A 12,129-nucleotide genomic window follows, 5' to 3' on the forward strand; every position below is an offset into this window, starting at 1 on the left:
TAACATTAAGAACACATAACTACTGCTATTCCATGTCAATAGCAATACCAATTGCGTTCAGCAATCTTACTTGCTGTTTTAACATTCGCCCCAAACTTTCTTCATCAGGATGATCCCAGCCCAACAGGTGTAATAAACCGTGAGATGCTAACCAAGCTAGTTCAGTTGGTAAGCTATGTTCCTGCTGGTTAGCTTGACGCTGTGCTGTATCTACAGACACGATAATATCACCTAAGTATAATGGTACAGATGCAAGCATTTCTTTGCTTTGCGGAAAATCCACTTCTAGAGCAGCAAAAGCTAAAACGTCTGTAGGCTTATCTTGTTGACGATACTGAGCATTCAGTTCTTGAATTTGCGAGTCATCTGTCAAACGCAGCCCAATTTCATAACTTGGCGCTGGCGGAATTTGAGGTTGAAGTATTTCCAACCACTGATTAAACCAATTTTCCCAAGTTTCAGGAGGAATTCGAGTATCAGTGTCAGCAATTTTTACAGATGTTGTCAGGGACAAATTGTAAAAAGAATCCTCCACATATAGTTCAACGCTCAGGGGCACATAGTCTCCTTGTCTGAGGTTTAGGGTTGACTGTCCTTTGTCCTTTGTCCTTTGTCCTTTTAAATATAATTAATGACTAATGACTAATGACTAACTTAGTGAGTTAAGTAAGCAAGACCAACAAGGAGAGCTAAAAGCCCTACAGCAGTCAACGCAAAATGCTTCAAGGAAGTTGCACCCTTTCGCACCATGTTTCGCATGGCAAGTTTTACGTAGCTAGGTTGAGGTTCTGTTGAAGGAGAGTTGCTCATAGTTATTTGTCTACAGACTCTTTTATAACTGTAACAGTTGGTCTGGGATAGGATAGCGATCGCCTGCATATTACTCAGAAATTTATCTCAAAACGCGCCAATCTAAAATCCTCAAAAATCAAAAGTGCTAAGTAATGTTAAAAATTCATTACTTAGCACTTGCAAATAATCCCAAATTATGATTAAGGGTTTTCTACTAATTTGTTTTCTTGGCGCAAATAAGCTTGGATGAATGGATCAAGTTCGCCATTCATCACATCGCCAATCGCCGTTGTTTCTGTATTTGTACGTAAGTCTTTCACCATTTGGTAGGGGTGAAACACATAGTTACGGATTTGGTTTCCCCAGGAAGCCTCTACCATATCGCCACGAATTTCGGCAATTTCTTGGGCGCGTTGCTCCTTGGCGATGACCAAAAGCTTTGCTTTGAGGCGATTTAGGGCTTTCTCTTTATTTTGCAACTGCGATCGCTCTTCTGTACAGCGCACGGCAAGACCAGTAGGAAGGTGAACTATCCGCACCGCAGTTTCTACTTTGTTGACGTTTTGCCCACCTTTACCACCAGAACGAGTTGTGGTGATTTCCAAATCCTTATCTGGAATGTCTAATTGCACAGAATTATCAATCTGCGGCATCACTTCCACCCCTGCAAAACTGGTTTGTCGCTTACCGTTGGCATTAAAAGGTGAAATCCGCACTAAGCGATGAGTACCCATCTCTGATCGCAAGTAACCATAAGCATAGCGACCAGTAATTTCTAGGGTTGCCGATTTAATTCCGGCTTCATCACCCTCCGACTCTTCAGCTAAAGTTACCTTATAGCCGTGAGCTTCGCCCCAACGGGTGTACATTCGCATCAGCATAAATGCCCAGTCTTGAGCATCTGTGCCACCAGCACCAGCACTAATCGTCAGTACAGCACCTTCTGCATCATAGGGGCCAGAAAGTAACTGTTGTAACTCCCACTGATCCAGGTCACGATTCAGTTTAGTGATGGTAGATTCCGCTTCTTGGAGTAGTGCCTCATCGGTTTCTAACTCCAACAATTCAACAACTGCCCTAGTATCTTCCAGATTGGCGTGCCAGCGATCGTATTGCTGGAGGTGGGCTTTCAGGTCATTAAGTTCTTGCAGCGTTTGTTGGGCCTGGGTTTGGTCATCCCAGAATTGTGGCTGTGATGATATTTTTTCGAGGTCTTGAATTTTGGCTGTCAGTGCAGGTACGTCAAAGATAGTCCTGGGTTTTACCCAGGCGGCCAGACAACGTTTCGATTTCGCGTTTGAGTTCTAAGACATCCATAATGCTTGCTGTAATGATAGATAGAGCGCTTTGGATTGAGAAATCGCTCTTTATTCTACTTGTATCTATTAATTTTAGCTGTAGTTGGGCAATTTCTCTCTGCACCACTTGACTGGAGTTTAGACTAAGCTATGCAAAACGACCCAGCAGGGCTGAGTTAATTAGAGACTTAGCGAAATTATAAATAATCTTTAGTATTAAACCGCAACTGATGGCTCTTTACGTGGTCGTGTTACGATTTTTTTAACAATCGGGCATCGGTTTTTACGGTGACGCTTTTTTCCGGCTTCCCAACCAGGGGACTTTCCGCGAGGTTTGGGTGGAAGGGCTGGAGTACCAATGGCGGCGAAAACTCCACCCATAGCTTGAGCAACTCTTCCAGGGGTCAAATTACCCTGAGATTTCTGCCAAGGTAGAGGATTGTCAGCAACGATATCACGGGCTAACCACAACTCCCAAGTCATAAAAGGCATTAAGTCGCTCCACCGCTCGGATTGTTTAGGAGTGCCTAGCTTGGGAACAGTCCAATGTAGACGTTGTTTTAAAAAGCGATACCAATGGTCAATTGTAAAACGACGCAAATAAAGTCGCCAAACTTCCTCCACAGGTGGCATTTCTTCTCCTACCCAAGCCAACCACAAAGGTCTTAACACTCTCAAGTTACCTTGTGCATTGAGACGTTCAACCCGCAGGAGTAGCATCGGACACGCTGCCGCTTTACGGAAATGTAAATTTTTCCAGAGGCTAACTCTTACCCGTTGTAGTTTCGGATCATCCAATTCTAAAACAGATTCTGCATCACTCCATGTCGCGGGTTCACTAAGTTTGAATTTAGACCCGTGTTTTTTTGGGTCGTCCTTTACCCGAATAAGCTTCAGGTTCACCCCCATAAACAAAGATTTGAGCGCAATCTTACCAGAATATCTGCGGGAATACTGGCAGTTTTCAACACAAAAGGCGCACACCCATATTCACTGTCCCAAACTGAAATTGGTCTAACGGCTAAATGTTTACACACCTGTTTAAGTTGCCAAACCGCTTTCTGAATTGGGCTTTCGCCACTTGTGATCCGTTCATGTCTCAAGGGTAGGATCCAACTACCTGATTTTTCTGGTATCCAGGCAATTGTGCTATATCCTTGACCAATGCTAATCGGTTTATTTTCTGCTATGGATGTGCCACTATGCTCATAAGTCCTCTCTTGCAGCGTTACTGCATCAGGGCGAGCCAGTTTGTGTGGTCGCCTGCTAACAAGGGTCGTCCCTCTACTGGTATCTGTTTGATGTATAACTGCATCAATTTCTGTCGCTGCGGTCTGCTATCTTGTAGCGCTTCATAAATACTTGACCACTTGCGTCTGAATACGGGTGATAAAGATAAGTCTGCTAATGAATAAACATTGCGAGTCAGTAATATGGCATCTGTTAATTCAAAGGTCGCGTCTTTGGCTCTACCTAAATATTTGTAGGCTACTTGACGAAACTCTTCAAGTCTGGCATTTTTCATGTTGGCAGGTGAGTAATGGTAGTTCTTTTCTCACTTTCTGCCAAAAGGGGGACTGTATTCAATCAGACACCCCTTTTTTTCTTAATCATTCCCCATCTAATCTCTATCTGATAATGATAATCGAATAGGGAGGGTGGGAGAGAAACGAGCGTCGCTCGTTTCTCTCCCACCATTTTCATGATTATCATTATTGTATTATTCTCTCTGCAAACATACTACACAATAATTGTTCAAGGTCGCGGATGTTTTGAGGCTGACAAGATAATATTTTTAACCTCTAATTCCATTTGGTTTGCGTTCTCTCATATCGCTTTTAGTCTAAACTCCAGACTTGATATTAAGCTACAAAAGTTACTTGAAATTATCAAGCACTTCCTTATCCCCTGAAGTAGTGAGATATAGCTGTTGCAGATAGGTTTTGATAAACAAATCAATTTTACCGTCTAATACCTCTGTCGCAGCAGGCGTTTCTACATTGGTACGTAAATCTTTGACGTTGGTGTAAGGATGCAAAATGTATTCACGGATGAGCTTGTTGGATAGAGGTTTTATCTGTCGGGGTTGAATTTTGTCAATCTGGACACCTTGGGCTAGTGCGTAGGCGTAGCCAGACGTAGGCATCGCAAACAGTTTACTCTTGAGAATAGCTAGGGCTTTCTCTTTGTTTTGCATCTGGCTGCGCTCTTGGTTGCAAAATACACTAATCCCCGTAGGAATGTGAACCACGTTTACCCATGTTTCGGAGTGATTGATATTCCTGCTATTGCTATGCCACCTAGTTATTTCCAAATCCTTCTCTGGAATCTCCCACTCAATGGACTCACCCAACATTGGGATAACTTCTACACTAGCGAAACTCGTGTGCAAGCTGTTAGTAACATCGAAAGGCGATATTTGCTGTAGTTGATGTGTGCCTGTTTCTGATTTGAGGTAGCCGTATGCATAACGACCGATAATTTCCAAGGAGGCAGATTTAATCCCAGCTAAATCCCCGCAAGATTCTTCCACTAAAAGGATTTTGTAACTGTGGCTTTCTCCCCATTTAGAGTACATTCGTAGCAGCATATATGCCCAATATTCAGCATCTGCACCACCAACCCCAGCAGTAATAGTGAGAAATGCACCTTTTTGGTCGCAGGGGTCGGACATCAATTGTTGTATTTCTACTGTTTCGAGTTCTTGCTGGAGTTGGGTAAGGTTGGTTTGCGCCTCTAGCAACAATTCATCATCAGCTGATAATTCCAACAATTCCAACGCAGCCTTGATATCTTCTAGAATCGAACACCAGCGCTGATATTCCTGATGCTTGTAGAATATGGAGTATTCAATTTCTTGGAGTACTTCATAAGCACGGGTTGGATTATTCCAAAAATCTGGTTGAGCAATTACTTGATCTAAATATTGAATTCTTGCTGTCAAATATTGGAGGTCAAAGACAGTCCTCAGCCTTACCCAAGATATTAGACAACCTTTCTACTTCAATTTTGATATTTAAGAGTTCAAGCATAGTTCTGCTCACTTGAGGCTTAACTTCGTCTACATATATTACCAGGGCAAACGCATCTAAAGTATAAGAATCCTTTAATAGCAAGGGTTTTGGCGTTTTTTAATTTAGCCTATTTTTTCATCAAGATCCTTGCCCAGCAAGGGTTTCAGAAATCCCGTGCGTTCGCCCTGCATATATTACTGTTAAACGGATAAAAAAACCGTGGCTGCGAAAAATTTAACCACGGTTTTATTTTATAAAACTTTACTTTTGTTATTGCCTATAGGCAATTAATCGCGGCCATTGATGGCAATTAGCAACCGCAAGATAAAGACAAACAAGTTGATGTAAGTGAGGTACATCGACAAAGCAGCAGGTAGATATTGGTCATCGCTGTAAGTGCGGGGCAAGATGTAGAAATCGACGACAGAAACCCCAACAAATAGAAATACTCCTAAACCGGAGATGGCAATTTCTAACCAATTTGGCGTGTAAACACCAAACATGGCAAACCCGAATTGCGCTAAACACACAACCACCAAGGCAATAACGCCAAGATTGATGGTTTTCGTCAAAGCCATCCCATCTTGTTCAGAAAGATTTGAACCTATTTGACGGGCGAAAATAAAAGTAACGCCACAACCAAGGGCAGCTAAACCAATACCTTGAATGCCAACACCTTGGGATCTCAAAGCGACAAATACCAAGCCACTGAGAGTATATCCAGACAAGAGGCTGTAGGTTGCCAACAGGGGTAACGCAAGACCCTTGTTACCTTTTTGGGCAACATTTTGGGCAACAAAGAACAAAATTAACTCCAAAATCACCGCACCAATGAAGGTGGGAAAGAATATTCCGGGGTTAGTACGGATAACTCCCAAACCAGCGTAGGTTCCTAATGCCGTTAGCACCAATCCACCACCGACGTAGGGGAGGGCGTTGGCAATCACGTTTGGGCCAACGAGGGCGTGAGATTTAGCCTCACGGATAGCTTCACGAAAATTACTGGTATTGCTCATATTGAAAAACTGTTTTTTAGGAAAACGTTCTGCCTATTCCTATTCTTACCAAGATTTTGGGCCAGTAACCAGAAAGGGGAAGAGACGACTAAACAAAAAACATTATCCAATGTTGAAATTTTTATGTGAAAAACAAAAATAACCTGCAACAGAAAGGTTATGAAAATCATGCGTACAAATACTGAATTATAGAGTTAGACCCCTCATAAGTTCAGTGAAACGACGATAGCTTATTCTTCCCTGACTAAGCAAAATAATAACAGCTTAGAAGAAAATATACGCAACTCCATTTTCTGAGGAATAGGAGTTTCAACAAAGGAATGTATATGGCAACAAGTGAGTCCTCTTTACGAACTGATGGTATAGAATTATTACACTTGTACCACCAGAATCCTTCTATTAAACTTCGTAATAAACTTGTACAGTTACATACTGGCTTAGTACGGAAGATGGCTCATAAATTCAGCCATCAATGTAATGAACCTTATGAAGATTTAGAACAAATTGGGTATTTTGGTTTGATTAGGGCTATTGAGCGTTTCGATCCTAGCCAAGGATATGCTTTTAGTTCCTTTGCAGTGCCATATATTCGTGGAGAGATGCTGCACTTTTTGCGCGATCGCAGTACTTTATTAAAAATTCCTCGTCGTTGGCAAGAATTATACAATGAAGGGCAAAAGATTCGCAAGGACTTAGCAATGTCTTTAGGTCGCCAGCCTAAAGATGCTGAAATTGCCAGCGAACTTCGGGTATCTGTACAAGAATGGCAAGAAACCAAGTTAGCCGCTCAAAATCGGATGCCTTTAAGTTTAGATGCAACCGCAGTTAACTATGTTGATTGCCAAATAACCTTGGGTGAAGCACTTCCTTGTCCTCGTTCTCATGTTCTTTTACAACAAGAAGAAGAACGCCAACAACTGCAAGGTGCAATCAATATGTTGGAAGAAAAGCCCCGCATGGCAGTCGAAATGGTATTTTTGAAAGAACTTTCTCGCAAGGATGCCGCTAAAAATATTGGCACTAGTCCAATGACGGTAACGCGCTATCTGCAAAAGGGAATCCAAGATTTGATTTGTTATTTGCAACCACAGGTAATGCCCACTGGTTCGTAGTCATTAGTCAGTGGTTAGTAGAAAAGCAACTGACTAATGACAAATTATCTAGATTTTAAATCAGCGATCGCACCTTTGGTCATAGCAGCAATAGCTTGATCTGTCGCTTTTGGCAAATGATAATATTTACCGCCTGCTGTTTGCGATAATTCTTTAGCAAAGCCAGTAGACACAAATTTACTTTCCGTATCAATTACTAATAGTTGCATCCCCAAAGCACGAATTCTAGCAGCAATTTCTAATAATTCTCCTTTGATATCTGGCTTTTCTCCTGGTTCAAGCTGTTCACCTAAAGAACGCGCTAAGGGAATATTACCCCGCCCATCGGTGATTGCTACAAGGACAACTTGCCCAATATCTCCACTCATCTGGGCATTTAGGCCAACGCGCACAGCTTGAGTTAAACCATGCGCTAAGGGCGAACCCCCACCACAGGGCAACCTTTCCAAACGGTTACGCGCCAAAGCAATAGAACGTGTTGGAGGCAATAATACCTCTGCCTGTTCTCCCCGGAAAGGAATTAATGCTATTTGATCACGGTTTTGATAAGCTTCTGTTAACAATTGCATCACTGCACCTTTAGCCGATTGCATTCGATTCAGAGCCATTGAGCCAGAAGCATCTACCACAAATACTACCAACGCCCCGGCTTTGCGTACCAGGCGTTTCGAGCGAATATCAGCCTGTTCGACAATAACTTTTCTATCTGGTTGTCTTTCTCTGCGTGCTTTTTGATAAGGAGCAGCTGCTCTGAGGGTAGCATCTACTGCAATACGTCGCGCTTTTCCCTTGGGCAACATCGGCTTAATGTAGCGTCCCCTGTCATCGGAAAAGATGACACTGCGACTACCAGATTTACCTTGCCGCTTCGCCATTTGAGTAAAGTAAAGCACGTTGTCATCAAGGATTACCCCTTCTGGATCAAAGATAAATTCTTCCGGGATGCTAGGGGGTTCTTGCTCTTGATTTTCTTCTTTTTCTTCCTGTTCGTCTTGTTCTTCGTCTTCAGATTCGTCCTGGGGTTCTTCTTGATTTTGTTGCGGCGGCGGTGGAGGCGGAGGTGGTGCTTGATCGGTTGGTGGTGTCTGCACAACTGTGGCGCGTGGTACAATCACCAGTTCTACAGCACGGCGCAAATCTTCGGCATTAACTGTTGTTCGTCCCTCCAAAGCCGCAGCAGCTTTGGCAACTCGTGTGGCGAATAACTCGGCGCGATGTCCCTGAACTCCGCCGCGAATTGCCTCATCCACTAAGTAGGCAATTTGTTCGTGGGTGATGATTACTTCTTTCAACCATTCCCGCGCCAAGATGATTTGGGTTTTGAGGGAGTCTAAATCTTCGTTGTACTGTTTGAGAAAGTCTTGGGGAGATTTAGAATAAGCGATCGCTTGCTCTACTGCTTCTACTCTTTGATCTAAGCCGAGTACACCGTCAGCAGAGAGTGCGATCGCAATTCTATCTAATAAATGCTCCCGTAATCCACCTTCTTCTGGGTTGTAGGTGGCAATAAATAGGGATTTGCACGGATGCTGAAAACTAATCCCTTCCCGTTCTATCTGGTTGCGTCCATCAGATAATACTGTTAGAAGCTGATTTGATATTTGGTCATCTAATAAATTAATTTCGTCTACGTACAGTACACCCCGGTTTGCTGTAGCAAGTAATCCAGGCTGAAAAATGGTATCACCTTGTTTTACCGACTTTTCCACATCTACTGAACCGAGGAGTCGGTCCTCTGTGATACCTAGAGGAATTTGTAAAAAAGGCGCGGGGATAATTTCGACGGGAACATCTTGAATGTCTTTGTCTGCGTACTCCGCCAAAAGTTGATCGTCCCATTCCTCTGGGTGATTGGGGTCACAATTACTGATTGAACCTTTGACAACTTCAATCGGCGGTAGGAGAGCGTGGATAGCACGAGCCATTACAGATTTTGCCGTACCACGACGACCTGCGATCGCTACTCCTCCCAAACCAGGATCAACGGCTGCTAACAGCAAGGCTAATTTTATTGCTTCTTGACCGACTACGGCAGTTAAGGGAAAGGCAGTGATGGTGGGGTTGATAGTAGGCGCAGGCATTGTTTGCTTTCATAGCGAGTCTCGGCCTTTAGCATACCAATTTCTGGCACATTTAGAATATAAGTGCGATCGCAATGATAGAAAGGTAAGTTTATGAGTATTGCTCAGGCTAAACGCTTCACGCTGGATGAATACCACAGACTTGGAGAATTGGGCTTTTTCCATGAAGATGACCACATTGAATTAATCAACGGGGAAATTATTGAAATGGCATCTAAAGGTAAAGCCCATGAAACTTGTTTAAGAAAACTGTGGAAGGAACTCCCCAAAATAATAGGAGACAAGGCTACTTTACAATCTCATGCACCAATTACTTTACCACCTAACAGCGAACCTGAACCAGATTTTGCGATTGTTCAAAACCGAGATGATAATTATCTCTCGGCTCACCCTAAAGCGGCTGATGTGTTATTGGTGATGGAAGTTTCCGATTCTTCTTTAGCTTATGATCAAGATGTGAAAATACCTCTCTATGCTAAAGCGGGTATTACTGATTATTGGATATTCAATTTATTCGATAATTATTTGGAAGCTTACAGTGAACCATATCAGGATAATCAAGGTAAACATGGTTATTCAAATAAGCGAATCTTCCTGTCCACTCAGGTGATAAATTTTCCTTGTTTTCCTGATTTATCTCTCGATTTGAGTAGAGTGTTTCCGCCAAAGCTGAATTTTTAATCTTTGTTATATGATTCAGTCATAAGGCTAAGGAGTAAGTTTTATGGCTTATAGTGATTTTAAACTTCTTGACACACAGATTAAGCTCATGTTAGATATATAACAACGGCAGCAAAACAAATGCACTCTAAAACAAAATTCGACAAGTGCAAATTATTGATTGTTGTCTAAGAACGTAGAATCCCTAGCTTACCGCTAAGTATCGCGTTATTCCTTCGGCTGAACATTCAGCCTGATGTCAGGTCAATTGATTGATTAGACTATCAGCAAGGAAAACAATATATTTGCGTGAATGTTCGGCGGAATGAATAACCTGATACCTAGCAGTAAGCCAGGGATTTTACCTTCTTAGACTAGAAATCAATTAAATTTGTAAATAGAGAGCCTAGCAAGGAAAAGGGAAATAATTTTTTATTATAAATCTCTTTCATAAAGCTAGGCTGCCACTAGATGTGTAATTTATTGAAGCTGTCCAGTTTCCTTAAACCAACTCTGGACATACTCAAATGACAAGCTATCATCTACCCTCCAAAAAACAAGTAAGCCAGAAAAAAGATTATACTGGCATTTTTTGCGATATTCAGAACGTTCCCTCAATCATAAAATTCGCTAGTTTAGTGCTGCAATTTGCAGAATCTAACGGGACTGTATCTTGCAAAAATATTTATTACAATTCACAGCGTCAAGACCAAGTTGCTTCCTCAAATAAACTAAAAGAGCTTGGTTTTAGATGTGTTAATGTTCCTGACACCTCAAAAAATAGTGCAGACAAACGACTTAAAGATGACTGTTATGAGGCAGTTGCTTTTAATTCTTCTCTAAAGAATATTATCCTATTCTCAGGAGACAAGGATTTTGCTGTATTAATTTCCATTCTCAAAGCTATGGGTAAAAAAGTCATTGTCTTTGCTCAACGAGGTAGTGAGAGTCCAAAGTTGATTAAACTGGTTGGTAATGATAACTTCCACTTTGTAGATGAATTACCTCAGCTAGTTGCCAATAGCAATAAGACTCAACATCAAAACACAGATATTGTGTCTCAGATTAATTACAAAGAGGCTATAGAGTATTTAATTGAAGCTATCAAAACTGCTTTAAGCCAAGGTAAGCCTACAGTATTTGGTCGCATTGATAGATTGATGTGTCAACGTTGTGCTAAGTATCAAGGATATTTATCTATTTCTACAGATGATGGCAAGAAATTTAAAAGTTTTAGCCAGTTTATTGATGTTGCTGTCAATGATGGCAAAGTCAGAAAGCAAAATCAGGAGTTATTTTTAACTGATTTAGATACACTGGCTGCCTAATATAACTTTGAAAAACCCAGTTTTCTATATCAACTGGTTTTTAGCAAAATACCGCGATTTGCGGTATTTTCATTTCTGAAGAAAAGAGCAATTGTCAATTTTCCCAACAGTCAATTTCTGCAACAAGACACAAGATAAAATGCACAAACTTCTAATATTCCATAATGAAAAACTTCTGCGACAAGCACTTACCCACCGTTCTTACGTTCATGAAAACCCTGGAGAAGGCGAACATAATGAACGGCTAGAATTTCTCGGTGATGCTTTGCTGAATTTCTTAAGTGGTGAGTATCTATATAGTTGTCACCCAGAAATGGGAGAAGATGAATTAACACGGCGGCGTTCGGCGTTGGTAGATGAGAAACAATTGGCAAAGTTCGCCGAGGAGGTAGGTTTAGACTTTAGGATGCGGTTAGGAAAAGGCGCAATTCGAGACGGAGGCTACCAAAATCCTAATTTACTTAGTAGCACTTTTGAAGCAGTTCTTGGTGCTTACTATTTGGATAATGATTCCAATATTGAAGCAGTTCGCGCAATTATAGAACCACTATTTGATTCTGTAGACCCTAAACATATAGTTGTGTCTCGTTCTAATGTAGACTCAAAAAATCGCTTTCAAGAATGGGTGCAACGCAACGTTACCCCCACTCCTCCTAAATATTTCACAGAACAAATAGGTGGCCCTTCTCATGCACCAGAATTCATAGCCAAAGTATTGGTAGATGAAAAAATTTATGGCGAAGGTAAGGGACGCAATAAGAAAGAAGCAGAGAAAGCTGCTGCTGAGGATGCGCTAACGAAGTTGAAAAAACAAGGGTTGTTGTAAAA

At 41.7% G+C, this 12,129-nt stretch carries 10 protein-coding genes and 1 pseudogene; 4 read left to right on the forward strand and 7 right to left on the reverse strand.

Annotated elements, in window-relative coordinates:
- Positions 1-25: 25 nt before the first annotated feature.
- The 6 genes and pseudogenes from ybeY to FD724_RS02160 all read right to left on the reverse strand — a co-directional run bounded on the left by ybeY (position 26) and on the right by FD724_RS02160 (position 6,120).
- A complete protein-coding gene (ybeY, locus tag FD724_RS02135; protein ID WP_179075380.1) occupies positions 26-553 on the reverse strand; it encodes an rRNA maturation RNase YbeY in 528 nt (175 codons plus the stop codon).
- A 101-nt stretch (positions 554-654) separates the two neighbouring features.
- Positions 655-810 carry a DUF3285 domain-containing protein gene (locus FD724_RS02140; RefSeq protein WP_012408076.1) on the reverse strand — a complete coding sequence of 52 codons (156 nt, stop codon included), beginning with the start codon at positions 808-810 and terminating at the stop codon, positions 655-657.
- A 182-nt stretch (positions 811-992) separates the two neighbouring features.
- Positions 993-2,109, reverse strand: a protein-coding gene (gene prfB / locus FD724_RS02145; protein ID WP_179071428.1) for a peptide chain release factor 2 whose coding sequence is annotated in 2 segments (ribosomal slippage) — positions 993-2,036 and positions 2,038-2,109 — 1,116 coding nt in all. Because the reading frame shifts where the segments join, the coding sequence is not laid out codon by codon here.
- 197 nt (positions 2,110-2,306) lie between these two features.
- Positions 2,307-3,615, reverse strand: a pseudogene (locus FD724_RS41870) (NF041680 family putative transposase).
- 351 nt (positions 3,616-3,966) lie between these two features.
- A protein-coding gene (locus FD724_RS02155; RefSeq protein ID WP_179071429.1) for a PCRF domain-containing protein occupies positions 3,967-5,122 on the reverse strand; the annotation gives its coding sequence in 2 pieces (ribosomal slippage) (positions 3,967-5,046 and positions 5,048-5,122; 1,155 coding nt in all).
- A gap of 269 nt (positions 5,123-5,391) precedes the next feature.
- Positions 5,392-6,120, reverse strand: coding sequence for a Bax inhibitor-1 family protein (locus FD724_RS02160; RefSeq protein WP_179071430.1), 729 nt, complete (start codon positions 6,118-6,120; stop codon positions 5,392-5,394).
- Between the two features lie 326 nt (positions 6,121-6,446).
- On the opposite strand from FD724_RS02160, the gene FD724_RS02165 reads away from it, so the two are divergent.
- On the forward strand, positions 6,447-7,232 hold the full coding sequence (locus FD724_RS02165) for an RNA polymerase sigma factor SigF (RefSeq protein ID WP_012408070.1): 786 nt from the start codon (positions 6,447-6,449) through the stop codon (positions 7,230-7,232).
- Between the two features lie 44 nt (positions 7,233-7,276).
- Here FD724_RS02165 and bchD read toward each other — a convergent pair whose 3' ends face one another.
- Complete coding sequence (gene bchD, locus FD724_RS02170; protein ID WP_179071431.1) at positions 7,277-9,313, reverse strand: magnesium chelatase ATPase subunit D; 2,037 nt, start codon at positions 9,311-9,313, stop codon at positions 7,277-7,279.
- A 93-nt stretch (positions 9,314-9,406) separates the two neighbouring features.
- On the opposite strand from bchD, the gene FD724_RS02175 reads away from it, so the two are divergent.
- The 3 genes from FD724_RS02175 (at position 9,407) to rnc (ending at position 12,127) form a co-directional block, all read left to right on the forward strand.
- Positions 9,407-9,994: a Uma2 family endonuclease gene (locus FD724_RS02175; RefSeq protein ID WP_179071432.1), complete on the forward strand. Its 588-nt coding sequence runs from the start codon at positions 9,407-9,409 to the stop codon at positions 9,992-9,994.
- Between the two features lie 617 nt (positions 9,995-10,611).
- Positions 10,612-11,301 carry an NYN domain-containing protein gene (locus FD724_RS02180; RefSeq protein WP_256874428.1) on the forward strand — a complete coding sequence of 230 codons (690 nt, stop codon included), beginning with the start codon at positions 10,612-10,614 and terminating at the stop codon, positions 11,299-11,301.
- A 139-nt stretch (positions 11,302-11,440) separates the two neighbouring features.
- Complete coding sequence (gene rnc / locus FD724_RS02185; RefSeq protein ID WP_163929667.1) at positions 11,441-12,127, forward strand: ribonuclease III; 687 nt, start codon at positions 11,441-11,443, stop codon at positions 12,125-12,127.
- The last annotated feature ends 2 nt before the right edge of the window (positions 12,128-12,129 follow it).

This window comes from Nostoc sp. C057, assembly GCF_013393925.1.
Classification (GTDB): Bacteria; Cyanobacteriota; Cyanobacteriia; order Cyanobacteriales; family Nostocaceae; genus Nostoc; species Nostoc muscorum_A.